The sequence below is a fragment of the Enterovibrio makurazakiensis genome, from assembly GCF_050336585.1.
GTDB classification, from domain to species: Bacteria; Pseudomonadota; Gammaproteobacteria; order Enterobacterales; family Vibrionaceae; genus Enterovibrio; species Enterovibrio gelatinilyticus.
The window spans coordinates 83320-109169 of record NZ_JAKJSE010000012.1 but is presented as its reverse complement, the minus strand read 5'-3'; the positions used below and the strand labels follow the sequence as shown (position 1 = coordinate 109169).

The window sequence follows — 25850 nt, the reverse complement described above, 5'->3', positions numbered from 1 at the left end:
GCGGCTAAAAGCCGCTCTTTTGACATTTGCGCTAACAGCGTTTGCTCAAGCCAAATGATCGGGCCTATCGTGTTAAGCCAAAGAGGCGTTAATCTCTGTGAGCACCTGCATAGGATCTGCTGCTTGCGTAATGGGACGACCGATAACCAAGTAATCAGAACCCGCGGTCACTGCTTCTACAGGGGTCATAATACGGCGTTGGTCGCCTGCATCGGAACCCGCTGGACGAATACCTGGCGTCACCAGTTTGAAGTCTTGTCCCAGCGCTGATTTCAGCATGTTCGACTCATGCGCTGAACACACCACACCGTCTAAGCCCGCGTTACGTGTGAGCGAAGCCAGAGACATTACGTGTTCTTGTGGCTCTCGGTTGATACCAATACCCATAAGATCGCTTTGTTCCATGCTGGTCAACACTGTCACGCCAATTAGCAGTGGTTTATCTTTCCCATACGGTTCCAATGCTTCACGCGCTGCAACCATCATTCGCTCACCACCACTTGCGTGAACGTTCACCATCCACACACCCAATTCTGCTGCCGCCGCAACAGCACGTGCACAGGTATTAGGAATATCGTGAAATTTCAGATCCAGAAAAACAGTATGACCACGATCATGAAGCTTGCGCACATAGTCAGGACCATAAAGGGTAAACATTTCCTTACCCACTTTCAGGTGGCAACTACCTGGCTCAATACGATCGACAAACGCAAGCGCCTGATCAATGTTTGGGTAATCTAATGCAACAATAACTTTTGGATCCTGCATTCCTAATTATTCTCCGTCTAGACCTCTGATGGGTTTTATCGAACCCCACCCTTTGCATGATGGGCAATGCCAGTACAACGAGTGAGTTGAAAATCCACATTTTCGGCAGCGATAATGTGGCTTCACTTTTAACTGTTCCGCAACCAAATGCTTAAGTGTCGTCAGGCTGGTTTTACCTCGGCCTTCTTCTGCTTGCTCAACGTGGAGCTCCATCAATTTATGGAAGCCTTTCATGGTTGGGTTTTTGGTGAGCTGTCTCGTTAAGAAGCTCTGCGCCATGGCTGGGTTTTCGTGATCGCTAATGATGTCAGACATCATCAACTCAGCCGATGCACCGGTGTTTTTCTCAATGCAGTTTTTAAGGAAGCGAACCAAGGACATTTCTTTGTCCATGTGCTGATAACAGGTTGCCAATAACGGTAATGCTTCGCTGACAAAGTCGATATCTTGTTCCAGCACCTGTTCGAGACCTCTTGCGGCATCGCGATAATCTTCGTTTCCTATGTCGATGCGGGCCAACATTATCGATGCTCTCACGCATCCCTTGTCAGACGACAATGCGCGACGGAGTAATTGTCTTGTGGCTTTCTCATCACCGTCAGCCAGCATCTGCATGGCAAGCTCACAATAGAAATGTGAAATGTCTCGTTTGAGTTTGCTCTTCCCTGACTTAACCAAACGCGTTGCAATATCAATGGCTTTATCCCATTCACGCGTCTGTTGGTAAATCGCAAGCAACTGCTGCAGGGCAAATTGCTTGTAGTCAGGTTCATCGATCAATTGGTGAAAAATTTTCTCTGCGCGGTCAAAGAACCCCGCGACCATATAGTCTTTGGCAAGCTGTTGAAGCGCGAGATTGCGTTGATCGAGAGTAAGATTAGGACGAGCGATGAGATTTTGGTGGATACGAATCGCACGGTCTACTTCTCCACGGGAACGGAAAAGATTGCCGAGTGCTAAGTGGGTATCAATAGTCTCGTTATCGACTTGGAGCAGTTCGATGAACAGGTCAACGGCTTTGTCTGATTGATCAGATAAAAGGAGGTTTAAACCTGCTACATATTGTCTCGATAAATGATGAGACTGATCCTGCTTACGATGACGAGCATTCCTATTGCCCATATACCAACCGTAACCAGCGGCGATTGGTAGCAATAGAAACAACAGCTCAAGCATTTACGATTATTCCTTAACGGCGTCGATTCTCAGTTTGTCCAACTCCTGGCGCTGTCTGTTGACTTGTTTTTTCATCATAGCCACTGACATCTTCGCTCTGATGTACAACATGCCACAAATCAACCAGCCGAGTGCGAATCCAGAACCAAATACCACGCCCAGTAGTAGAGACAATCTAAACTCACCCTGTGCTACCAGGTAGTTAAAATTAACCACTTCCTGATTTTGCGCACCTAAAGCAAGCGTGATTAGAAAACACAGGACCAGTAAAACGATACCAATAATCTTCACAGTCATTCCCTCTTAATTTCTTCCAACGATGAGCAAGACTGAAACGTCTAACATCGATGACTTGCTTGTTGGACTATTATACCTAAGACACCTTAATTTGTGTGGTTCAAAGTGGCTTGGGTATACCAGTGATTATGCAGCAATTTGCCTTGTCAGACCATTGTATTAGGCATAAAAAAAACGGCACACATAACGCATGCCGTTTTTTGTTCGAAAGCAAATCAACCTTAAAGGTTAACTCGGTCGCGAAGCTCCTTACCAGGTTTAAAATGAGGAACGTATTTACCGTCCAACTCAACCTTGTCGCCTGTCTTTGGATTGCGTCCAACACGAGGAGCGCGATAATGCAAAGAGAAACTACCAAAACCACGAATCTCGATTCTGTCACCTTCCTCGAGTGTAGTGGCCATGTGTTCAAGGATTTCCTTGATGGCATCTTCTACCTGTTTGGCAGAAAGATGGGTTTGTTGACTGCATAGTCTTTCGATTAGCTCAGACTTGGTCATGTACACCCCGCTTTTAGTATGTTTCTCAACAGTATAACTGTAGAGGAGGAAATTTTCCCCCTCACAATGCATTAATTATTCGCTTTTCGCAGCTTTGAACGCGTCAGCCATTGCATTACCGAACGCAGCTTCGTCAGCTTTGTTCAGAGTTGCCATTGCTTCTTGCTCTTCAGCTTCGTCTTTCGCACGTACTGACAAGTTAACTACGCGGTTCTTACGGTCAACACCGGTGAACTTAGCTTCAACTTCGTCGCCAACTGCAAGAACTAGAGTTGCATCTTCAACGCGGTCACGTGATGCTTCAGAAGCACGTAGGTAACCTTCAACGCCTTCGATCAGCTCAACGGTTGCGCCTTTAGCGTCAACTGCAGTTACTTTACCCTTAACAATAGTACCTTTCTTGAAATCAGCTAGGTAGTTGTTGAACGGGTCTTCTTCCATTTGCTTGATACCTAGTGAGATACGCTCACGCTCAGCATCAACCTGAAGAACTACTGCAGAGATCTCATCGCCTTTCTTGAAGTCGCGAACAGCGTCTTCGCCTGCAACATTCCAAGAAATGTCAGACAGGTGAACTAGGCCGTCGATACCGCCGTCAAGACCGATGAAGATACCGAAGTCAGTGATAGACTTGATCTTACCAGTTACGCGATCGCCTTTGTTTTGCATTTCTGCAAATACTTGCCATGGGTTGTTCTTACATTGTTTCAGACCCAGGCTGATACGGCGACGCTCTTCGTCGATGTCCAGAACCATAACTTCAACTTCGTCACCCACGTTAACAACTTTAGATGGGTGAATGTTTTTGTTAGTCCAGTCCATTTCAGAAACGTGTACTAGACCTTCAACGCCTTCTTCGATTTCTACGAAGCAGCCGTAATCAGTTAGGTTAGTTACACGACCAGTCAGCTTGTGACCTTCTGGGTAACGGTTAGCGATTGCTACCCATGGATCTTCGCCAAGTTGCTTAAGACCTAGTGATACGCGAGTACGGTCACGGTCGAACTTAAGAACTTTAACCAGAATTTCGTCACCAACGTTAACGATTTCTGATGGGTGCTTAACGCGTTTCCAAGCCATGTCAGTGATGTGAAGCAGGCCGTCAACACCGCCTAGATCTACGAATGCACCGTAGTCAGTCAGGTTCTTAACGATACCTTTAACTTCCATACCTTCTTGCAGAGAAGCAAGTAGTTCATCACGCTCAACGCTGTTTTCAGATTCGATAACAGCACGACGAGAAACAACAACGTTGTTGCGCTTCTGGTCTAGCTTGATAACTTTGAACTCCAGCTCTTTGCCTTCCAGGTGAGCAGTGTCACGTACTGGACGAACGTCAACCAGTGAACCAGGTAGGAACGCACGGATGCCGTTCAGCTCAACAGTGAAACCACCTTTAACTTTACCGTTGATAACACCGATAACAGTTTCAGCTTCTTCGTAAGCTTTCTCAAGTTGGATCCAAGCTTCGTGACGTTTTGCTTTTTCACGAGACAGTTGAGTTTCACCGAAGCCATCTTCGATAGCGTCAAGTGCAACGTCAACTTCAGCACCAACTTCGATTTCTAGTTCGCCAGCAGCGTTTTTGAATTGCTCTGCAGGGATAGAAGACTCTGATTTCAGGCCAGCATCAACAAGAACGTAACCGTTCGCGATAGCTACAACAGTACCTTTAACGATGGCACCTGGGCGAGTTTCAATCGTTTTTAGCGATTCTTCAAAGAGTGAAGCAAAAGATTCAGTCATTAATTTGATCTTCAATTAGTTTAAACGTCCACGGGTATCCTACCACGTGGGGTTGATATTAATGTCGGTCATCATCCTTGCGACCAACGGCTTTGCCGCTACTTCAAGAAGTAACGGTAAATTTACTTTCAATATAGGACAATGCTTGCTCAAGCACCTGCTCAATGTTGAGAGAAGTTGAATCTAGCAATAGTGCATCGTCCGCGGGACGTAATGGCGCGACTGCGCGGTTGCGATCTCGGTCATCACGTTCCTGAATTTCGTTCAAAAGGCGGTCAAAGTTAACATCTAACCCCTTTAGTTGCAACTGGTTCATGCGGCGAGTAGCGCGCTCTTCAGCGCTAGCATCAAGGAAAATTTTCACTTCCGCTTTAGGGAAAACAACCGTTCCCATGTCTCGGCCATCAGCAACCAGCCCTGGCGCTTCTGCAAAAGCACGTTGACGGCGGAGTAACGCTTCACGAACACGTGGCAGGGCAGCCACTTTCGATGCAGCCATACCCGTTTCTTCTTTGCGAAGCTCGCTAGATACGTCTTCGCCTTCCAAAATAACTTTCACCAACTCACCTTCAGCTTTGAACTGAACATCAAGGTGAGCAGCAAGGGGAACCAATGCATCTTCTGACTCAGGGTCAACACCGTGATGAATGGCAGCAAGAGCAAGTACACGATAGATCGCACCAGAGTCGAGCAAATGCCAACCCAGTTTTTCAGCCAACAGCATGCAAAGTGTTCCTTTGCCAGCGCCGCTTGGGCCATCAACAGTAATTACGGGTGCGAGAGTAGACATAGACTTCTCCAAATCATGTACGTTCAAAGCGGTAATAAGACAAATATTCAGCGATTCACCGAACAATACGCCGCTCTGAGGAATCGGGGGCGTATTATAGGGAACTACGGACCAAAAAAACAGGTCGGCGATAAGCCGACCTGTTTTTCACGTTCGTAATGCCAATCAAATTTAGCCTTTTGACAACCCGGCCAATTTTTCGAAATAGTCAGGAAACGTTTTAGATGTGCACTTAGGATCATTGATGGTCACTGGTGTATCGCTTAATGCAACAAGCGAAAAGCACATCGCCATACGGTGATCATCATACGTGTCAATCTCAGCGTGCTGGATATTAGCCGTTGGCGTGATAGTGATGTAATCTTCGCCCTCTTCCACTTCCGCGCCCACTTTACGCAGCTCCGTTGCCATAGCAGACAGGCGATCAGTTTCTTTTACTCGCCAGTTGTATACGTTACGGATAGACGTGGTGCCTTCTGCAAACAATGCCGCAGTCGCAATGGTCATGGCAGCATCAGGAATATGGTTGAAATCTAAATCTACCGCTTTCAATTCACCGCGGCGAGCAATCACATAGTCATCACCCCATTCAATTTCTGCGCCCATTGCTGCCAACGCGTCTGCAAACTTAACATCGCCTTGAACGCTTTTCTTACCAATACCCGTGACTTTCACTTCGCCGCCTTTAATCGCCGCAGCTGCAAGAAAGTACGATGCTGAAGAAGCATCCCCTTCGACTAAGAAGTCACCTGGCGCAATGTAGGACTGATTGCCCTTAACTTGGAAGGTTTGGTAATCGTTATTAGCAACTTCAACACCAAACTGCGCCATGATGTGCAATGTAATGTCGATGTAAGGTTTAGATACCAAATCGCCTTTGATGCGAATATTGGTATCACCGCTAAATAGGGGCGCAGTCATAAGAAGTGCAGTCAAAAACTGGCTTGAAATTGTGCCATCAATTTCGACGTCGCCGCCATTGATATCTTTGCTCACAATTTTTAGTGGTGGGTAGTTTTCGTTTTCCAAATAAGTGACGTCTGCGCCAACCGTCACCATCGCATCAACCAAGTGACCAATTGGACGCTCTTTCATGCGAGGCTCGCCTGTCAGCACATAATCGCCTTGGCCAACACACAACGCTGCAGCCAGTGGTCGCATTGCCGTTCCAGCATTGCCTAAGAACAATTCTATAGATTCTGACGTACGAAAAGGACCACCTAGGCCTTCAACTTCACAGACTGTTTTATCGTCAGATAAACGATATGTCACACCCAACTTTGTCAAGGCATTGAGCATATGACGAATGTCATCACTGTCGAGCAGGTTAGTTAGTCGTGTTGTGCCTTTAGCGAGTGCGGCTAAAAGCAATGCGCGGTTTGACACGCTCTTTGAACCAGGAAGGTTCACTTCACCATTAATGGTTGAAATAGGTTGTAACGTCAATTGCTCCATGTGAAATACTTGGGATCCTTAATTTTTCGTACCCCGAGAGTAACGAAAAAGCAGCGGTTCGGCTAGCCCCCGCTGCTTTCGATTATTTTGATTATTTACATTGGTCTAACTGTTAACGCGTCATTTTCTTCACAAAAACCACCACGAAGAGCGCGATAGTGAAACTGCCAGTAAAGGCTTCCGTCGCAGCAACTAATCGCGACATCCCCACGGGTATGTAGTCACCATACCCTAAAGTCGTAAACGTCACGACGCTGTAGTAGAGACACTCTGCAAATGCCTGCGCATTACTACCTAACCCAAGTTCAGACGAATAGCCGACAGGGTCTCCTGCATACTGAATGCCAGTAATGAAATAGAGCATCGCACTTATCAATATCAAAGCAAGGGAGAAAAACACCACGCGAATGGGGCTTTCTCCGTAACCACAAAATAAATCTACTGTCTTAGACATCGCCCGTTGCGTTGACATATATGGCATTTGGTAACGGCGCATTGTCAGTTCTTTCTGTAAAAAATAGCCTGCCATAGTGAAGATGCCATGAGCTTCTGATGCCTTACGTAAATCCCGATATATCTCTTCAGATTGCTCGTAAAGATCGAGTGCTTTTTCCATGTCCCTTCCCCGCTCTGCTACTTTCCCTTCGGCTTCTTGTTGAAGGATATTCCCAACCTTGATGTTGTCGATCTTGGTATCGGTCAGTTTTACGCCCAAAAGATTACAGTTAATAAAGCTGGCACAATGAACATTGGCATCATGGAGGTCGGCCTTCATCAAGCTTCCATGATCAAACTTGGCATTAAACAGGTGAGCTGACGTCATATTCGAACGATAGAAGTTGGCATAACTCAGGTCGTAACCTCCGCCAGGGCCGTGTTTCACCAAGTTAACATCTCGAAGGTCAGCACGCTTAACAATGATCCCTCGAAGTTGTCCTCCGTCTTTTGCATAAGCTTCAAGACGCGCTTTTACATCAGGTGCATCCTTGGAAGCATTTTCATCATGCCAAAAGCAAAAACCCGACTCTTCTGCAGGTTCATGACATGCGTGTTGTTCGCCTTCAGGATCACAATACTGACACGCCTGAAATGACTGTGCTTGCAATGGTATAGATTCATGATGACTAGCATCTGCATTCGTCGTTGACGGTGATAAATCGGAAGACGATTTCATACTTCCAACTTGTGCAGACTCAGAGCGATTTGACATAGCGACACCTCCACTTTCTCAGTATAGAGACTGAAATACGAAAGTGAGGATAAGAAGATGGTTAACGACGAAGGGATATATGGAAATAAACGAACTAGGTAGCCAACCCTTTTTCCGAATTGGCTACCTTTCTAGTCAGTGGTTTATTTGTCTGACAGTTTATCTTCCATTGGCAGCACTAAATTAAGAATAATCGCTGTTAAACCACCCGCCGCCATCCCTGAAGAAAGAATGTTTCTCACCCAATCTGGCATGAACTGGAGGATCTCCGGTTTTTGAGCAATACCCAATCCCATAGAGAAAGATAGCGCCATGATGAGAATGGCACGGCGGTTAAGTTCACAACGCGAAATGATGCGAATACCCGATGCGGCAATCGTACCAAACATCACAATGGTGGCGCCGCCTAGTACCGGCTCAGGAATTAACTGAACCAAGGTCGCAACGCCAGGTACAAGACCGAGGATAACCAACATACCCGCCACAAAGAAGCCAATGTAGCGACTCGCTACACCCGTGAGTTGAATAATGCCATTGTTTTGGCTAAACGTTGAATTAGGAAAACTATTTAGCACGGCTGCTAGCGCTGAGTTTACGCCGTCAGCCAACACGCCGCCTTTAATGCGTTTCATGTATACAGGACCAGAAACCGGCTGTTCAGACGTTTCCGACGTTGCAGTAATATCCCCTATCGCTTCCAACGATGTGACCAAAAACACAATCACCAACGGAACAAGTAACGAGAAGTCAAAAGCAAGTCCATATTGCATTGGCTTTGGTATCGCAAGCCATTCCACATTGTCAGTCGGCGCGGTGTTCACCATACCCAGAGCAAACGCTATCAAGGTACCCACAGACATGGCGATAACAATAGAAGAAACCCGCAAGTAAGGATTGTTGATGCGATTGAGTAGCACAATGACAGCGAGCACTGAACCTGCTAAAAGCAGATTTTTCGGTTCGCCAAAAGTCCCGTTTTCAATGGCGGCATAACCGCCCCCCATTGAGGTTAACCCCACTTGGATAAGTGTGAGACCAATAAGGGTGACAACAATACCCGACACTAATGGCGTAATAATGCGTTGGGCATGCTCAAGCACACGAGAAAGGAAAACCTCGGTCAACGAGGCAATCATGATGGTACCAAAAATCGCTGCCATCATGGTTTCTGTATCCGCACCGCCTGCTTTCATCGCAAGGCCTGAGCCAATAATTGGCCCTAGAAAATTGAAACTCGTACCTTGAATAGACAGCAGACCTGAACCCATTGGGCCGAGTGTTCGAATTTGAATAAAAGAAGCGAGACCAGATGCAAACAATGACATGCTCACGATCGTATTCGTGTCTTCCGTCGGCAGGCCCAATGCTTGGCAAATAATAAGCGACGGTGTAACAACGGCAACGAACATAGCAAGTAGGTGCTGAACCGCAGCAAACAAGGTTTGTGGTAGAGGTGGTCGGTCATAGAGTCCATAGATGAGTTCTGATGGACGAACATTATCTGCACGATGAGAATCGTTCATTTACTGATACCTGCTTTAAGTACACTTACTCCTGTGCGCTGAATGGGCAAAGGAGTTATCTGAAAGTCGTCTTCTGTGATTGCTGTTACTCAGAACAATCAGATAGTTAAGTGATGATTATGGGGAAGATTTTCGCGCCATTTTATCCAGCCACAACCAAAAAGCAAACGTTTGCGTTCCGCTACCAAATCATCTGGCTAAAGAACGCGCACATTTAACAAACTCAAAACAAAAGCAAAAAAAAACCGCCACAATAAGGGCGGTTTCAGACACAATAGCGAATGAAAGGTTATGCGTGTTTTGCTTCAAACTCTTCCATAAAGTCAACCAATGCTTGCACACCTTCCAACGACATTGCGTTGTAAATTGATGCACGCATGCCGCCAACATCTCGGTGTCCTTTCAGTGCTTTCAAGCCTCGCGCATCTGATTCCGCAAGGAATGCTTCATCTAGATCAGCGTTGACCAGTTGGAATGGCACATTCATCAATGAGCGACTGCTCTCATGAATGTTGTTCACGTAGAAATCAGATGAATCGATATAGCCATAAAGCAACGCAGCCTTCGCTTCATTCTTCACCTGCATCGCTTCAACGCCACCTTGCTCTTTCACCCACTTGTAGACTTCACCCGCGAGATACCAACCGAACGTTGGAGGGGTATTGAACATCGAATCTTTTTCTACCAACGTCGTGTAGTTAAGTACATTTGGTAGGAATTCTTTCGCACGGCCTAGCAAATCGTCACGGACGATGATCAGGGTAATGCCCGCCGGGCCAATGTTCTTTTGAGCGCCCGCGTAAATCACACCATACTTAGACACATCAATCGGGCGTGACAAAATCGTCGACGACATGTCTGCAACGATAGGCTTGTTAGTCTCTGGCAAATCGCGTATTTCAATACCATCAATGGTTTCGTTCGGACAGAAATGCACGAATGCTGCATCGCTACTTAGTTTCCAATCTTTAGCTGGAAGTACCGCACGTTTACCATCAATCTCTGTTTTTACTGTCACAACGTTAGGCGTACAGTATTTTTTCGCTTCTTTGACCGCACTTGCTGCCCAGTACCCGCCATCAACATAATCCGCAATGGTGTTACTGCCTAGTAAGTTCATTGGCACGGCAGCAAACTGCGCACGAGCGCCACCTTGAGCATACAGAACGTGGTAGTTATCAGGGATGGACAGTAATTCACGAAGGTTTTTCTCAGCCTCACCCACTACTGCCAAAAACGCTTTGCTGCGGTGGGAGATTTCCATCACCGACGAGCCAGTGCCATTCCAGTCAATCAGTTCAGCCTGAACTTTTTCCAAAACGGCTTGTGGCAGCATTGCTGGGCCTGCTGAGAAATTGTGTACCTTTTCCATGATCTATGAATGCTCCTGCGTTGAATCGCTTAATAATGACTTTCTTAATAGTGCCAACTCATCCCTTTGCTGGCAGCGCTACTGAATAAGGCGCGTAGGAAGTCATGAATAAATAATGTTCTATTTGTTTTATCACCTTTCTCAAGGGATTGGAACGGGAAATACGCTCGATACCCAAGTAACCTGCAGATGCTCGATTCAGGTTGTTTGGGTATAGTTACGTCGATGCTTAGAAAGATAATAAAAAACGCAGCCTAAGCTGCGTTTTTCTATAACAAAGAATCAGAGGGAAGAATTACTCTTCGTCGTTTTCTTTGTCTTCTTCGGTATCTGCTGATGGCTCAACAGGTGCTTCTGCAGATGCTTGTTCAACAATTTCTGCATCAACAACAACTTCACCGTTTTCGTCCAGAATCAATTCTTCTTCTGGCTCATCGATACGTTGTAGGCCAACGACTTTCTCAGTCTCGCCAGTACGGATAAGTGTCACACCTTGGGTGTTTCGACCTACCTGACTCACTTCAGCAACGCGCGTACGCACTAAGGTACCGCCGTTGGTGATCATCATGAACTCATCACCCTCGGTGACTTGAACCGCACCAACTACTGAACCATTACGCTCAGAGACTTTGATGGATACAACACCTTGAGTCGCACGGCTCTTCGCTGGGTATTGGCCAAGTTCAGTACGTTTACCGTAACCGTTCTCAGTGACTGTCAGTACGTCGCCATCATTCTTCGGTACGATAAGTGATACCACTTTATCGCCTTCAGCAAGCTTAATACCGCGAACACCTGCCGCTGTACGGCCCATGCCACGAACACCGCCTTTCGCATTGCCTTCTTCATCGATAACTGGGCTTTCGCAGAAACGAACAACCTTACCAAATGAAGAGAACAACATGATGTCGCGTGTACCGTCCGTGATATCAACACCGATCAGTGAATCACCTTCACGAAGGTTAACTGCAATGATACCTGCGCTACGAGGACGGCTGAAATCAGTCAGCGGCGTCTTCTTAACGGTACCGTCACCCGTTGCCATGAAGACAAACTTGTCTTCTGAGTATTCTTTCACAGGCAAGATAGCTGTGATGCGCTCATTTGGCTCAAGCGGTAGCATGTTAACAATCGGCTTACCACGCGCAGTGCGCGAAGCTAGTGGCAATTGATACACTTTCAGCCAGTACATACGACCACGGCTCGAGAAGCACAGGATGGTGTCATGCGTATTGGCAACAAGAAGACGCTCAATGTAGTCTTCTTCTTTCATTCGCGTAGCAGACTTACCTTTACCACCACGACGCTGTGCTTCGTAATCAGAAAGAACCTGATACTTCACATAGCCTTCATGAGATAGGGTCACTACCACGTCTTCTTGATTGATCAGATCTTCAATATCAATGTCATGGCTTGCCGCCGTGATTTCGGTACGACGCTCATCGCCATAACCATCACGTACCGCTTCAAGCTCTTCACGGATAACTTCCATGAGGCGCTCAGGGCTAGACAAGATGAACATGAGTTCGCCAATCAGTGTTAGCAGCTCTTTATATTCATCAAGGATCTTTTCGTGCTCAAGACCGGTCAGTTTGTGTAGACGCAAGTCCAAGATAGCTTGTGCTTGCTGCTCAGTCAGGAAGTATTTTCCGTCGCGAACACCAAACTCATCTTCTAGCCATTCTGGGCGAGCAGCGTCAACACCTGTTGCTTCAAGCATTGCAGCAACAGTACCAAGCTCCCAACCACGTTGCTGCAGTTGTTCGCGTGCAATCGCTGGAGTTTGTGCATTACGAATCATCTCGATGATTTCATCGATGTTCGCCAATGCAATCGCCAAACCTTCCAAGATATGAGCACGATCACGAGCTTTGCGAAGTTCGTAAATAGTACGACGTGTCACCACTTCACGGCGGTGGTTCACGAAGCACTTCAGCATGTCTTTCAGGCCGAACAAGCGTGGCTGGTTATTGTCCAGCGCAACCATGTTGATACCGAAAGAGGTCTGAAGTTGCGTTTGCGCATATAGGTTGTTGAGGATTACCTCACCTACCGCATCACGCTTACATTCAATAACAATGCGCATGCCATCTTTATCAGACTCATCACGCAGTGCACTGATGCCTTCAATCTTCTTATCCTTCACAAGCTCGGCGATCTTCTCGATCAAACGCGCTTTATTCACTTGATAAGGGATTTCAGAAACAATGATGGTTTCTTTGCCGTTCTTCTCGACTTCGATTTCCGCACGAGAGCGCAGGTAAATCTTGCCGCGACCAGTGCGGTATGCATCTTCAATGCCCTTACGGCCATTGATCATTGCAGCGGTTGGGAAGTCTGGGCCTGGAATGTGTGTCATCAACTCTTCAATAGTGATGTCTTCATTCTCAATGTATGCCAAACAACCGCTAACAACTTCCGTTAAGTTATGCGGAGGAATATTGGTTGCCATACCCACAGCAATACCCGAAGAACCGTTAACCAAAAGGTTAGGAATTCGAGTCGGCATGACTTCAGGGATCTGTTCAGTACCGTCATAGTTCGGTACGTAATCGACTGTATCTTTGTCGAGATCCGCCAATAGTTCGTGGGCAATTTTTGACATGCGAACTTCGGTATAACGCATTGCCGCCGCAGAGTCGCCGTCAATTGAACCGAAGTTGCCTTGTCCATCAACCAACATATAGCGCAGCGAGAAAGGCTGTGCCATACGAACGATGGTGTCATAAACTGCGCTGTCACCGTGTGGGTGGTATTTACCGATCACATCGCCAACAACACGGGCAGATTTTTTGTATGCTTTGTTCCAGTCATTGCCTAGTACGTTCATCGCGAATAAAACGCGACGGTGTACTGGCTTCAGACCATCACGCACGTCAGGAAGAGCACGACCCACGATGACGGACATCGCATAGTCGAGGTAAGAACTTTTCAGTTCATCTTCAATGTTGACGGGCGTGATCTCTTTAGCAAGATCGCTCATGGAGCCAATATCCCTCAGGTAAGTATGTCAAAAATGACTACGTGCAAGACGATGAGAATACCATAAAACTAGACCAAGAGTCACAGCCTAAACCCGAGATAAATCACGAATTACTCTTATTCTGGCGCTCTAACGCACGACAGGGCGAAAAAACGTTCAATGGCAAGGTGGAGCTAGAAAAATTTGTGAGAATCGCTCACAGAAGCGTAGGCGTATTTTTTTAGATTCTCTGAGTATTTGATGAGCGCCTTTTTTCAACCATGTGCATGTCACGATTTACTATGTAATAAAAGAAAGAAAAGAAGAGTGGGAAGTGCCTCCCAATATCCCTCCTCTTAGTAAGGAAAAATAAGCTCTGACGCAATCAAGTGTCAACAAGGAGGCGCTATGTTACACAAAGCAATCAATGCAGTGGGTATGGCAATCATTATCGGTAAATACACTTTGTTGGGGCTGCTCGCTGCAGTTGCCGTTACCAACGCAGCATAACTTTATTACCGATTCATTCGTTCGTTAAACACATCATTGCCGGGGGATCTGCCTCCGGTTTTCGTTGTCCCTTCTCCTCAACGTTTTCTGCATTTCGCTGTTGATTATAAAGCGGTTATAATGGCAAAAAAATTTAGGGACAAATACGCAATGACGACCCCACAAAATGTCGACCCCGCAGAAATCAAGAAATTTGAAGATATGGCCTCACGATGGTGGGATCTAGACGGCGAGTTTAAACCGCTGCACGAGATCAACCCTCTTCGTTTGAACTATGTCATCGAGCGTACGGCTGGCATCTTTGGCAAAAAAGTACTGGATGTGGGTTGTGGCGGGGGCATTCTTGCAGAAAGCATGGCTCGCGAAGGCGCTGACGTGACGGGCCTAGATATGGGCAAAGAGCCTTTGACAGTAGCACGCCTTCACGCGTTAGAAACAGGTACTAGCGTTTCCTATATCCAAACAACAGCGGAAGAACATGCCGATGCTAACGCAGGCACATACGATGTTGTCACGTGTATGGAAATGCTCGAGCATGTCCCAGATCCAGCCTCAGTGATAGCAGCTTGTGCTCGTATGGTAAAACCTGGCGGCCACGTTTTCTTCTCCACATTAAATCGCAACACTAAGTCTTGGTTATTTGCGATCGTCGGTGCCGAGCATGTGATGAAAATCGTTCCAAAAGGGACACATGATCACAATAAGTTTATTCGCCCGTCAGAACTCTTAAAGATGATTGATGCTACGCCGCTTGCAGAACAACACATGACAGGCCTTCACTACAATCCGCTGACTAACCAGTATTGGTTGTCGCCACGTAACGTTGACGTCAACTACATTGTTCATACTCAAAGCCCGGAATAACCGGGCTCTTTTTTACTCAAAGACAAAACGTCACGGATAAGGACAGTCAATGAAAGGGAAGATCAAAGCGGTTCTGTTTGATTTAGACGGCACACTGCTCGATACCGCGCCAGACATGGCGAACGCAGCAAATAATGTTCTGCGCGACCACGGTCTCCCTCCATTAACTAAAACACAGATTCAAGCCAACACCAGCCATGGTGCTCGCGGCTTACTGAGAGCAGGGTTTGGTCAATCACGGCAAGGTATAGATATCGACCAGCTAAGATTGGCATTTCTCGATCACTATGCAAACAGCATCTGTACCGCAACAGCCCCTTATGAAGGCGTCGATACGCTCCTTTCTGAACTTACCGAGCGTAATATTCCTTGGGGGATAATGACCAACAAGCCCAGCTTTCTCACTAAGATGCTTCTCCCCTACTTTCCATTTCTCTCTCAAACCCCAGCGCTTGTTTGTGCTGATACGCTCAGCCGAGCCAAGCCTCATCCGGATCCACTTATCTATGCCGCTGGTTTGATCAACGTTTTGCCTTCTGACTGTTTGTATGTAGGTGACATCGAAAATGACATCATCGCGGCGAAAGCAGCCAACATGTATTCCGCTGTTGCAGCATGGGGTTACATTGGAGAGGAGCAGAATCCTGTTGAGTGGGATGCAGATCTTACTTTTAACAGTCCTGTAGGAATTCTGTCATTATTCTGATCTTTGTCACACGTCTAAAGCGCACAAAATAACCAACTTTCATGCAGTTAAGATGAATCACTGTTTGTATTACTAGGCAAGAATAATATTTTTTTTTATTTACATCCGTACCCTAAAAATTATTGCATTTTTCTATGCCATTGCATCTTATAGGACAAATGGGTTAGTAAGCACTAACATAACAATCATCATCCCCAAGATATCCACAGAAGGCGAATATTCGCTAACTTGCAATATCATCAGCTCATCACTATCTTGTTACTCAAGCAAGGCGAACCCCCTATATGTAGTGTTTGGATGCGTACGCCATCAGTTTAATATTGATCACAATTCTTCCTTGCAACTTGTGAAATCTTGCGAAAACACGTCTTCAGGCAAGGAAATACCGGGAACAAGATAAATGAACCAACAAATTACCGTCCAAAAGCGCAGTGGCGTAAAGGAAAACATTGATCTAGACAAAATCCACCGTGTTATCGAGTGGGCAGCCAAAGACCTAGACAATGTCTCAGTATCACAAGTCGAACTCCGTTCTCATATCCAATTTTACGACGGTATTAAAACTGAAGACATCCACGAGACCATCATCAAAGCAGCTGCTGATCTGATCTCTGAGCAAACGCCTGACTACCAATATTTGTCAGCGCGCCTCGCTATTTTCCACTTGCGCAAAAAGGCTTACGGCCAGTTCGAACCTCCTAAGCTTGTTGACCACATTCGTAAGATGGTCGACATGGGCAAGTACGATCAGCACATATTGGAAGACTACACCGAAGAAGAATTGAACATTCTAGATGGCTATATTGACCACTGGCGTGATATGAATTTTTCTTATGCTGCTGTTAAGCAATTGGAAGGCAAATATTTAGTACAGAACCGTGTTACTGGAGAAATCTACGAAAGTGCACAGTTTTTGTACATTATGGTCGCTGCATGCCTGTTTGCTAACTATCCGAAAGAAACGCGTCTTGACTACATTCGCCGTTTCTACGATGCCGCGTCACTGTTCAAAATTTCACTGCCTACGCCAATCATGTCAGGCGTTCGTACACCGACCCGTCAGTTCAGCTCATGCGTACTGATTGAGTGTGATGACAGCCTTGATTCTATCAATGCGACAGCAAGCGCGATTGTGCGTTACGTGAGCCAACGTGCTGGTATAGGTATTAACGCTGGTCGCATTCGTGCACTCGGTAGCCCTATTCGTGGTGGTGAAGCATTCCATACTGGTTGTATCCCGTTTTACAAGTATTTCCAAACCGCCGTTAAGTGTTGCTCACAAGGCGGTGTTCGCGGCGGTGCGGCGACACTGTTCTACCCAATGTGGCACCGTGAAGTTGAAAACCTGCTGGTGTTGAAAAACAACCGCGGCGTTGAAGAAAACCGCGTCCGTCACATGGACTACGGCGTACAAATCAACAAATTGATGTATACCCGTCTAATTAAGGGCGAAAACATTTCCCTGTTTTCACCATCGGATGTACCAGGGCTTTACGATGCTTTCTTCGCTGACCAAGCAGAATTTGAGCGCCTTTACGTTCAATATGAGCAAGATGCTTCTATTAAGCGTGAAACTGTCAAAGCGGTTGAGCTGTTTTCACTGATGATGCAAGAGCGTGCCTCAACCGGTCGTATCTACATTCAAAACGTTGATCACTGCAATACTCATAGCCCGTTTGACCCTGCTGTTGCACCTATTCGTCAATCGAACCTGTGTCTTGAAATCGCATTGCCAACCAAGCCTTTGACCAACGTGGAAGATGACAACGGTGAAATCGCCCTCTGTACTCTATCTGCGTTCAACTTAGGCGCTATCAAAGAGTTGGACGAACTTGAAGAGCTGGCCGATTTAACCATTCGTGCTCTCGATTCATTGCTTGATTATCAAGACTACCCGCTACCAGCAGCACGCAAAGCCACCATGAACCGCCGCACGTTAGGTGTAGGTGTGATTAACTTTGCTTACTACTTAGCGAAAAATGGTGTCCGTTATTCAGACGGCAGCGCAAATGGTCTAACACACCGCACCTTTGAAGCAATTCAGTACTACCTACTGAAAGCCTCTGTGGGTCTAGCGAAAGAAAAAGGCGCTTGTCCGTCTTTCAACGAAACCACCTATGCACAAGGTGTGCTGCCTATCGACACCTACAAGCGTGACTTGGACAACGTTTGTGAAGAAGCACTTCACTATGACTGGGAAACGCTTCGTGGTGAGATCGTCGAGCATGGTTTACGCAACTCAACCTTGTCAGCGTTGATGCCATCAGAAACATCGTCACAAATCTCGAACGCTACCAATGGCATTGAACCACCGCGTGGTTTTGTTTCTGTCAAAGCATCGAAAGACGGCATCCTGAAGCAGGTTGTTCCTGAGTACGACAAGTACAAAGAAAACTACGAACTACTATGGAACATCGGTTCTAATGATGGATACCTACAGTTAGTCGGTATCATGCAGAAATTCGTCGACCAAGCGATTTCCGCTAACACCAACTACGACCCAAGCAAACAAGCTGGTGGCAAAACACCAATGAAGTTGCTGCTCAAAGACTTGCTGACGGCGTATAAACTTGGTGTGAAAACGTTGTACTACCACAACACTCGTGATGGCGCGGATGATGCACAGCAAGATCTAGCCGCACAAGACGATGATTGCGCAGGCGGTGCTTGCAAAATCTAATATCTAAATGGGAGGGAGCATCAGCTCCCTCTTTAAGGTTTCATTTTACACGGTATCTTTACGGCAATGGCTTACAGCACTTTTTCAAAAACAAACAATAACGCACTCAAAGAACCTATGTTCTTTGGTCAGCCTGTAAACGTAGCGCGCTACGACCAGCAGAAGTATGAAATTTTCGAACGACTGATCGAAAAGCAACTTTCGTTTTTCTGGCGCCCTGAAGAAGTCGATGTCTCGGGAGACCGTATTGATTACAACAAGTTGCCTGAACATGAGAAGCACATTTTCATCAGCAATTTGAAGTACCAAACCCTGTTGGATTCCATTCAAGGACGCAGCCCAAACGTTGCCTTGCTTCCGTTGGTGTCTATTCCTGAGTTAGAAACATGGATTGAGACTTGGTCTTTTTCTGAAACCATTCACTCTCGTTCTTATACTCATATCATCCGTAATATCGTCAACAACCCGTCAGTTGTATTTGATGATATCGTCGCCAACGATCAAATCATCAAGCGTGCGAATGACATTGCCAAGTATTACGATGACTTGATTCAAGCCACCAGCGACTACCATCGATTGGGTGAAGGTGAGCACACCATTAACGGTGAAACCATCGTGGTTTCGCTACGTGAGCTTAAGAAGAAACTCTACGTCTGCCTGATGTCAGTGAATGCACTGGAAGCCATTCGTTTCTATGTGAGTTTCGCGTGTTCATTTGCCTTTGCAGAACGCGAATTGATGGAAGGCAATGCAAAAATCATCAAATTGATTGCGCGTGATGAATCATTGCACCTAACTAGCACACAGCACATGCTGAATATCCTTCGCAGTGGCGATGACGACCCAGAAATGGCAGACATTGCGAAAGAGTGCGAGCAAGAATGCTTCGACTTATTTAAAGAAGCAGCAGAGCAAGAAAAAGAGTGGGCAGAATACCTGTTTAAAGACGGCTCGATGATCGGCTTGAACAAGGATATTCTTTGCCAATATGTGGAATATATTACCAACCTCCGTATGTCTGCGGTTGGACTGAAGCCTGCATACTCAAACGCGTCTCAAAACCCGATCCCTTGGATTAATGCATGGTTGTCTTCTGACAATGTTCAGGTGGCACCACAAGAAGCAGAAATCAGTTCATACCTTGTCGGCCAAATTGATAACGACATGAATATCGATGATTTGGGTGACTTCGAACTATGAGTCAAATCACTATCAAAGTGAATGGCGAATTGCTGGTGGGTAATACCCACCAGCCACTGCTCGACCAACTCGAACAATCAGGACTTCAACCTGAATTCCAATGCCGTAACGGCGTATGTGGTGCTTGTCGCTGCAAACTCGATAACGGTTCGGTAACTCAGCAAGATGCCATGGCCTATGTCGCTGCGGGAGAAATCCTGACTTGTGGTTCGGTACCTACTGGCAACGTAGAATTGGAATTCGACTACCAGCTTTCTTTTGTAGCTAAAAAAGCCGCTAACCTCTGACTCAGGTTTTGCGGCGTTTTTTTTCAACATAACTCCTCGCTAATCCCCCCAATAAAACCTTCATATTCTTCGTATCAATCCTCTTATCTGTCCTCTTACCTGCCCATGCTGTCGATCTTCTGCACCGTAGAAGCTCGATGTCCAAAAAACTTTCATTGTTAGTGCATTCTATCTCATATATTGGTCACTTCTTTTCCGTCGTCTTTCCAATACTGATAGCTCAATGAGTTTTAATCATTAAGGCTCTCATTCCCAACTTTTTTGCGGCGCGCTAGGAGACAATGTATGGGATTACATTTCACCAAAGGAAACGACCTTCAAACAGAAGATCTATATGAAGAAGCCCTTTCTCAGACTCAGCTCCCCAAACACGCTCTACCCACACAAAGTCAACCGCCAGAACTCATCGCACAACTGCTACGTGATGAATTGCTCATGGATGGTAATGCCAGACAGAATCTCGCCACGTTTTGCTCGACATGGATGGAACCAAGTGTTCACGAATTAATGGATGCTTGCATAGACAAAAACATGATCGACAAAGACGAATACCCGCAAACAGCGGAAATTGAAGCACGTTGTGTTCATATTCTTGCCAATCTTTGGAATAGCCCCGAAAGCGAAACCACCGTGGGGTGTTCGACCACAGGCTCATCAGAAGCCGCCATGTTGGGTGGCCTTGCCATGAAGTGGAACTGGCGAAAAAAACGCGAGGCGCTCGGCTTAGCGACGGACAAACCCAACATTGTCTGTGGCCCCGTTCAAATCTGCTGGCACAAATTCGCTCGCTACTTTGATGTTGAAATGCGTGAAATACCGCTCGATGGCGACGAAGTAGGAATGAATCCCGACAAACTCTCACAATACGTTGATGAAAATACAATCGGTGTCGTCCCTACTCTTGGTGTTACCTATACCTGCGTTTATGAGCCCGTAGAAGTTATTTCAAACAAACTCGATGAGCTTCAAGCAAAAACCGGCTTGGATATCCCTATCCACGTCGACGGTGCATCGGGCGGCTTTATCGCTCCGTTTGTTTCTCCCGAGTTGAAATGGGACTTTCGACTGCCACGGGTTGTGTCGATTAACAGTTCAGGCCACAAATTCGGTTTGGCGCCTCTCGGAGTTGGGTGGGTGGTATGGCGAGACAAAAAACATCTACCCGATGAGTTAGTATTTAACGTTGATTACCTCGGCGGAAACATGCCTACCTTTGCACTCAATTTCTCACGCCCAGGCGGTCAAATCGTCGCGCAATACTACAACTTTCTACGTTTAGGCTTTGAAGGGTACAAAGGAATCCAAGAGTCTTGTTTAAGCACCGCTCAATGGTTAGCTGACGAAATCGCTAAACTTGGCCCCTTCGAACTGTTCTATAACGGACGAGGCGGACTACCCGCCCTTAGCTACAGCTTAAAAGAAGGAAACTGGGGATTCACACTCTATGACCTTTCAGACCGCATGAGAATGCGCGGTTGGCAAATTGCCTCCTACCCGCTTCCAAGTAACCGCCAAGACACAGTGATACAGCGCATCATGATCCGCCATGGCGTAAGCAAAGATATGGTTGCCTTGCTGCTTGAAGACCTCAAACGATGCCTCGAGTACTTCAAGCAATATCCACAAGCAAAATCGAGTACAACGTCCTCATTCCACCACGGTTAGTCCTGCACTTACGGGGGCGTTAAATCGTTCAATTTAGTCCAAAGGCCACCGTTTCGTGTGGCCTTCACTCCATAGGATTAAAAAATGGATAAGAAAAGCAGTGCTGCTGCCACAGGCAAAATAAGTGTGGTTACATTCGCCATCATGAACATTGTGGCGGTTGTCAGTTTGCGAGGTTTACCTGCAGAGGCAGAGTACGGTCTTAGCTCGGTCTTTTTCTATGTGTTTGCCGCTGTATTCTTCCTAATACCGGTTTCATTGGTGGCCGCAGAACTGGCAACAGGTTGGCCAGAAAAAGGCGGTATTTTCAGGTGGATAGGTGAAGCTTTTGGCCCCAAACTGGCTTTCATGGCTATGTTCTTGTTGTTTGTACAAGTGTGTGTTTGGTTCCCGACTGCCCTGACATTTGGAGCCGTCTCTTTGGCCTTTATCGGGCCCGATCAAACCTTTGATGCCGCTCTCTCACAGAATAAATTCTTCGTCCTCGCTATCGTATTAGCTATCTATTGGTTTGCGACCTTTATTGCCTTTCGCGGCGTAGCAGCTTTTACATTACTGTCCAAATGGGGTGGCATTATCGGCACCATTGTTCCTGCTATTATTCTCATCATACTGGGGTTTGCCTTCCTGCTCAGTGGTGAAAAAATTCAGATAGAGATGCAATGGAAAGACGTCATTCCAGATCTTTCAAATTTCAATAACGTTGTACTCGCCGCCAGTATTTTTCTGTTTTATGCCGGTATGGAAATGAACGCCATCCACGTTAAAGATCTCGACAATCCAACCCGTTCATACCCAATAGCAATTGGTATCGCCGCGCTAGGAACCGTGGTGATCTTCGTTCTCGGTACACTGGCCATCGCCTTCGTGATCCCGAGCGCTGACATCAACCTGACACAGAGTCTATTAGTCGCATACTTCGATATGTTCCGATGGGCCGGGCTTAGCTTTTTAGGCCCTATCATGGCTATCTGTCTCGCTATTGGTGTATTAGCAGGTATTGTCACATGGGTCGCAGGGCCTTCGACCGGCCTGCTGGAAGTCGCGAAAGCGGGCTATATGCCGCGGTTTTGGCAGCAGACCAACAAGAATGGCATGGCTATCCACATACTCTTGGTGCAAGGGATCATCGTGAGCTTTCTCGCGGTGACCTTTGTTGTTTTACCTTCGGTCGAAGCGGCGTATCAAATTCTCAGTCAACTTGCCGCCGTTATTTACCTTACGCTGTACATGCTGATGTTTTCAGCCGCTATCTACCTGCGATTTAGCCAACCTAACCGTCCTCGCCCCTACAATGTGCCAGGAGGAAAAACGGGGTTATACATCTTTGCAGGCGTCGGTTTTACTGCATCCGCCATTGCCTTTGCATTCAGCTTCATTCCACCTAGTCAGATTGCCGTTGGCAGCCCTACCGTGTTCATTTCTATTTTGGTTGGATTGAGTCTGTTTTTCATCGCCATTCCCTTTGTGATCTACGCCGTTCGCAAACCCCATTGGCGAGATGAGAACTCTGACTTTGCCCCTTTCACATGGCAAATTGAAGGCGTGCATCCCGGCCTGCAAAATGATTCCGATAAACACACTGAAGGCGTCACGGAGATTCATCGCGAAGGCAAGGGGGCAGCATCATGAACATCATGCCTTCACCAGACACACTGCAGTCACTGGTTGATGATACCTATCGCCAATTTAAGACATTACCCGGTGGCGAAAATGCCAGCTATATTCCGTATCTTGCATCAGTGCCATCGGATCTTGCCGCTTTAGTGATTGTCACAGCAAATGGCGAGATCTATCAAGCGGGTGACAGTGACTACGGTTTTGCTATCGAATCTATCTCTAAGGTCGCAACACTGGCACTGCTCATGGAGGATGTTGGCCCCGAAATAGTGCGAGAGAAGATTGGCGCAGAGCCAACAGGGCTTCCTTTCAATTCAGTGATGGCACTATGTGAACACCAAGATAAACCGCTTTCACCTCTGGTGAATGCGGGTGCCATGGCTAGTGTCAGTTTGCTTAACGCCACCGACCCCGAAAACCGATGGGCGCGCATTTTAGATATGCAACGGCGGATGACGGCTGGCTCAATCATGCTTTCCGATGAAATCAATGAATCAGAGCAAACAACCAACTTTCACAATAGAGGGATTGCATGGCTCTTGTATGCGGCGGGTAACTGTTTTTGCGATCCCATGGAAGCCTGCGATGTTTATACACGGCAATGCTCCACACTCGTGACTTGTAAAGATCTCGCAGTGATGAGCGCGACACTTGCAAACCGAGGCATGAATCCGCTATCGAGCGAACAAATCATCGCGGCACAAAACGTAGCTCCAGTACTTGCCGAAATGACGATGGAAGGTCTCTATGACTATTCAGGTGATTGGGCATTTGAAGTAGGGCTGCCGGGAAAAAGTGGCGTTGGCGGCGGCGTGCTCGCTGTCGCGCCCGGAAAACTCGGTATCGCGGCGTTTTCTCCCCCGTTGGATGAATCAGGAAACAGCGTGAGAGCGCAACGAATGATTGCGCATGTGGCCAAAAAGCTAAACCTAAACCTGTATACCTAAGCAACCTCAAGATGCTGCTTAAGTGCTGAGATCTTCCACTGACGTTGAGATTAAAAGATCACTATAGAAAGACGCCTGACTGTATCAGGCGTCTTTATCATGTTTACTCAGCTTCACTGTCGACAGGGATATGCAACGACTCTGTAGTCACCAAAGAGGCGATATCGGGGAACATCTCGTATCCGCATAGATAGCGTCTCAACATATCTAGCAGCATGGTGGCAGTGTAACAACGGAAGTTCTCATTGCTTTGAGAACGACGGGGCTTCACGACAATACCCCAATCACCATCAGCGGCAGACAATCCAAGTGCAACACGGCCCGCTTCTATATTCCCAGAGGCTAAACCGATATCAACACCCGCATTCTCACGAGATGCTGTCGCCATCGCGAGCACCGCTGCTAACGGATTGTAATCGCCTTCAGCAACTAGGCTAGATTCACTCAGCACCCAACCTTGAACAAACGCTTCTTTCGTAGCTTCTGTTTGATTTAACCAATTGGCCAAGTACCCGCCAGAGAATTTTTCCGCAACGGAAATTGTCACCTTGCTCTGCTCTAGGAGATTGCCAACCGACTCCAACATGGGTTGACCATCCCCCACCAAACGATCGCCCAATACATTGCGGATCGCGTCTGTGATCAGCGAGATGTCACTATGCTGGCGAGGTGAAAAAAGTTTCACTTCGATAAAAGGCAGTGAAGAACGATACCCGATCTCAAATTCATTGGGCAGCGACAAAAGCTCTAGTTTGTCATTGAGGAGGGATTCGGAGAAGCCGAAGGTATATAAGCGCTGAATTTCTTGCTTGGTCGTGTTTGGAAAGCCTGTTTGAAGGCGAGGTACGATTTCGTTGTCAAACATGTGCTTGAACTCACTTGGCACACCTGGCGTAAAGAAGAACAAGCAATCGTTAAGCGTGGCTGAAAATCCACAAGCACTGCCTACAGGGTTATCCACCAGTTCAGCACCCTCAGGCAGCATGGCTTGCTTAATATTACTTTTAGGCATGGTATTACCATTTTTTTCAAACCGTGCCTTTAATTCAGTTAGCCAATGGTTGTTCAACTCAAGATCGACATCCATCGCCATTGCCATCGCTTCTGTTGTGAGATCATCCGTGGTTGGCCCTAAACCGCCATTAACAATCACAACGTCTGACACTTGGCTACATCTAACTAGCTCAATCGCAATATCATCAACCGCATCACCTACAGTGACACGTCTATGCAGCGCAAAGCCTTCTTCAAAGCAACGTCTCGATAGCCAAGCTGCATTGGTATCAGTGATATCACCGTGTAGCACTTCCTCGCCAGTACTTAGCATTGCGACTCGAAGTTTGCTCTGTCCCACTGATATCTCCTTATAAGCGATAGTGTAAAGCCATTATGCACAGACACTTAACACTATCGCAACCAGCGATATTCACGACGGCTAAACAGATTCAGTACGGGTATTTATCACAGACATCGTTGACAGCCACACCAAGAAAAACACCCGTTTTTCCGCCCAAGCTTTCGCCGCACTTCGCACTAAACCTGAACACTCTAGACACACCACTATTAAAATAG

At 46.7% G+C, this 25850-nt stretch carries 20 protein-coding genes; 8 read left to right on the top strand and 12 right to left on the bottom strand.

Features of this window, described 5'->3' with window-relative positions; all coding sequences use genetic code 11:
• Positions 1-72: 72 nt before the first annotated feature.
• The 11 genes from pyrF to gyrA form a co-directional block, all read right to left on the bottom strand.
• Positions 73-768 (bottom strand): orotidine-5'-phosphate decarboxylase, encoded by a 696-nt coding sequence (gene pyrF, locus L4D06_RS10385; RefSeq protein WP_274165652.1) that lies wholly within the window; start codon positions 766-768, stop codon positions 73-75.
• A gap of 6 nt (positions 769-774) precedes the next feature.
• Entirely contained in the window at positions 775-1944 is a 1170-nt protein-coding gene (lapB, locus tag L4D06_RS10380; RefSeq protein WP_274165651.1) for a lipopolysaccharide assembly protein LapB, read from the bottom strand.
• A 6-nt stretch (positions 1945-1950) separates the two neighbouring features.
• Positions 1951-2235, bottom strand: a complete 285-nt coding sequence (locus L4D06_RS10375) for a LapA family protein (RefSeq protein ID WP_028022727.1) — start codon at positions 2233-2235, stop codon at positions 1951-1953.
• 227 nt (positions 2236-2462) lie between these two features.
• Entirely contained in the window at positions 2463-2741 is a 279-nt protein-coding gene (gene ihfB / locus L4D06_RS10370) for an integration host factor subunit beta (RefSeq protein ID WP_028022728.1), read from the bottom strand.
• 75 nt (positions 2742-2816) lie between these two features.
• Entirely contained in the window at positions 2817-4487 is a 1671-nt protein-coding gene (rpsA, locus tag L4D06_RS10365; protein WP_274165650.1) for a 30S ribosomal protein S1, read from the bottom strand.
• A 103-nt stretch (positions 4488-4590) separates the two neighbouring features.
• Positions 4591-5277: a (d)CMP kinase gene (gene cmk / locus L4D06_RS10360; RefSeq protein ID WP_274165649.1), complete on the bottom strand. Its 687-nt coding sequence runs from the start codon at positions 5275-5277 to the stop codon at positions 4591-4593.
• Between the two features lie 171 nt (positions 5278-5448).
• Complete coding sequence (aroA, locus tag L4D06_RS10355) at positions 5449-6732, bottom strand: 3-phosphoshikimate 1-carboxyvinyltransferase (protein WP_429739250.1); 1284 nt, start codon at positions 6730-6732, stop codon at positions 5449-5451.
• Between the two features lie 112 nt (positions 6733-6844).
• Positions 6845-7942: an ion channel gene (locus tag L4D06_RS10350; protein WP_429739248.1), complete on the bottom strand. Its 1098-nt coding sequence runs from the start codon at positions 7940-7942 to the stop codon at positions 6845-6847.
• A gap of 143 nt (positions 7943-8085) precedes the next feature.
• Positions 8086-9465 carry a uracil-xanthine permease family protein gene (locus tag L4D06_RS10345; RefSeq protein WP_429739246.1) on the bottom strand — a complete coding sequence of 460 codons (1380 nt, stop codon included), beginning with the start codon at positions 9463-9465 and terminating at the stop codon, positions 8086-8088.
• Positions 9466-9754: 289 nt separating this feature from the next.
• On the bottom strand, positions 9755-10837 hold the full coding sequence (gene serC, locus L4D06_RS10340) for a 3-phosphoserine/phosphohydroxythreonine transaminase (protein WP_429739244.1): 1083 nt from the start codon (positions 10835-10837) through the stop codon (positions 9755-9757).
• A gap of 295 nt (positions 10838-11132) precedes the next feature.
• Positions 11133-13820: a DNA topoisomerase (ATP-hydrolyzing) subunit A gene (gene gyrA, locus L4D06_RS10335; protein ID WP_429739243.1), complete on the bottom strand. Its 2688-nt coding sequence runs from the start codon at positions 13818-13820 to the stop codon at positions 11133-11135.
• Between the two features lie 639 nt (positions 13821-14459).
• On the opposite strand from gyrA, the gene ubiG reads away from it, so the two are divergent.
• The 8 genes from ubiG to glsA all read left to right on the top strand — a co-directional run bounded on the left by ubiG (position 14460) and on the right by glsA (position 24278).
• Positions 14460-15173 (top strand): bifunctional 2-polyprenyl-6-hydroxyphenol methylase/3-demethylubiquinol 3-O-methyltransferase UbiG, encoded by a 714-nt coding sequence (gene ubiG, locus L4D06_RS10330; RefSeq protein WP_274165643.1) that lies wholly within the window; start codon positions 14460-14462, stop codon positions 15171-15173.
• A gap of 49 nt (positions 15174-15222) precedes the next feature.
• Entirely contained in the window at positions 15223-15879 is a 657-nt protein-coding gene (locus L4D06_RS10325; protein WP_274165642.1) for an HAD family hydrolase, read from the top strand.
• Between the two features lie 400 nt (positions 15880-16279).
• Positions 16280-18559, top strand: a complete 2280-nt coding sequence (gene nrdA / locus L4D06_RS10320; protein ID WP_429739241.1) for a class 1a ribonucleoside-diphosphate reductase subunit alpha — start codon at positions 16280-16282, stop codon at positions 18557-18559.
• A gap of 66 nt (positions 18560-18625) precedes the next feature.
• On the top strand, positions 18626-19759 hold the full coding sequence (nrdB, locus tag L4D06_RS10315; protein ID WP_274165640.1) for a class Ia ribonucleoside-diphosphate reductase subunit beta: 1134 nt from the start codon (positions 18626-18628) through the stop codon (positions 19757-19759).
• Positions 19756-20046: a 2Fe-2S iron-sulfur cluster-binding protein gene (locus L4D06_RS10310; RefSeq protein ID WP_274165639.1), complete on the top strand. Its 291-nt coding sequence runs from the start codon at positions 19756-19758 to the stop codon at positions 20044-20046. The genes nrdB and L4D06_RS10310 overlap by 4 nt, the downstream gene beginning before the upstream one ends.
• Before the next feature lie 285 nt (positions 20047-20331).
• Complete coding sequence (gene gad, locus L4D06_RS10305; protein WP_274165638.1) at positions 20332-21711, top strand: glutamate decarboxylase; 1380 nt, start codon at positions 20332-20334, stop codon at positions 21709-21711.
• Positions 21712-21795: 84 nt separating this feature from the next.
• Entirely contained in the window at positions 21796-23343 is a 1548-nt protein-coding gene (gene gadC / locus L4D06_RS10300) for a glutamine/gamma-aminobutyrate antiporter GadC (protein ID WP_429739238.1), read from the top strand.
• Positions 23340-24278, top strand: coding sequence for a glutaminase A (gene glsA / locus L4D06_RS10295; RefSeq protein WP_429739236.1), 939 nt, complete (start codon positions 23340-23342; stop codon positions 24276-24278). Before gadC ends, glsA begins: the two co-directional genes overlap by 4 nt.
• Before the next feature lie 103 nt (positions 24279-24381).
• Here glsA and L4D06_RS10290 read toward each other — a convergent pair whose 3' ends face one another.
• Positions 24382-25632 (bottom strand): CinA family nicotinamide mononucleotide deamidase-related protein, encoded by a 1251-nt coding sequence (locus L4D06_RS10290; RefSeq protein ID WP_429739234.1) that lies wholly within the window; start codon positions 25630-25632, stop codon positions 24382-24384.
• Between the last annotated feature and the right edge of the window lie 218 nt (positions 25633-25850).

What these genes read in the sequence shown, in the direction of transcription:
- pyrF (WP_274165652.1), bottom strand. Translation starts at nt 768, where the DNA reads ATGCAGGATCCAAAAGTTATTGTTGCATTAGATTACCCAAACATTGAT.
- lapB (WP_274165651.1), bottom strand. Translation starts at nt 1,944, where the DNA reads ATGCTTGAGCTGTTGTTTCTATTGCTACCAATCGCCGCTGGTTACGGT.
- ihfB (WP_028022728.1), bottom strand. Translation starts at nt 2,741, where the DNA reads ATGACCAAGTCTGAGCTAATCGAAAGACTATGCAGTCAACAAACCCAT.
- rpsA (WP_274165650.1), bottom strand. Translation starts at nt 4,487, where the DNA reads ATGACTGAATCTTTTGCTTCACTCTTTGAAGAATCGCTAAAAACGATT.
- cmk (WP_274165649.1), bottom strand. Translation starts at nt 5,277, where the DNA reads ATGTCTACTCTCGCACCCGTAATTACTGTTGATGGCCCAAGCGGCGCT.
- aroA (WP_429739250.1), bottom strand. Translation starts at nt 6,732, where the DNA reads ATGGAGCAATTGACGTTACAACCTATTTCAACCATTAATGGTGAAGTG.
- L4D06_RS10350 (WP_429739248.1), bottom strand. Translation starts at nt 7,942, where the DNA reads ATGTCAAATCGCTCTGAGTCTGCACAAGTTGGAAGTATGAAATCGTCT.
- L4D06_RS10345 (WP_429739246.1), bottom strand. Translation starts at nt 9,465, where the DNA reads ATGAACGATTCTCATCGTGCAGATAATGTTCGTCCATCAGAACTCATC.
- serC (WP_429739244.1), bottom strand. Translation starts at nt 10,837, where the DNA reads ATGGAAAAGGTACACAATTTCTCAGCAGGCCCAGCAATGCTGCCACAA.
- gyrA (WP_429739243.1), bottom strand. Translation starts at nt 13,820, where the DNA reads ATGAGCGATCTTGCTAAAGAGATCACGCCCGTCAACATTGAAGATGAA.
- ubiG (WP_274165643.1), top strand. Translation starts at nt 14,460, where the DNA reads ATGACGACCCCACAAAATGTCGACCCCGCAGAAATCAAGAAATTTGAA.
- L4D06_RS10325 (WP_274165642.1), top strand. Translation starts at nt 15,223, where the DNA reads ATGAAAGGGAAGATCAAAGCGGTTCTGTTTGATTTAGACGGCACACTG.
- nrdA (WP_429739241.1), top strand. Translation starts at nt 16,280, where the DNA reads ATGAACCAACAAATTACCGTCCAAAAGCGCAGTGGCGTAAAGGAAAAC.
- nrdB (WP_274165640.1), top strand. Translation starts at nt 18,626, where the DNA reads ATGGCTTACAGCACTTTTTCAAAAACAAACAATAACGCACTCAAAGAA.
- L4D06_RS10310 (WP_274165639.1), top strand. Translation starts at nt 19,756, where the DNA reads ATGAGTCAAATCACTATCAAAGTGAATGGCGAATTGCTGGTGGGTAAT.
- gad (WP_274165638.1), top strand. Translation starts at nt 20,332, where the DNA reads ATGGGATTACATTTCACCAAAGGAAACGACCTTCAAACAGAAGATCTA.
- gadC (WP_429739238.1), top strand. Translation starts at nt 21,796, where the DNA reads ATGGATAAGAAAAGCAGTGCTGCTGCCACAGGCAAAATAAGTGTGGTT.
- glsA (WP_429739236.1), top strand. Translation starts at nt 23,340, where the DNA reads ATGAACATCATGCCTTCACCAGACACACTGCAGTCACTGGTTGATGAT.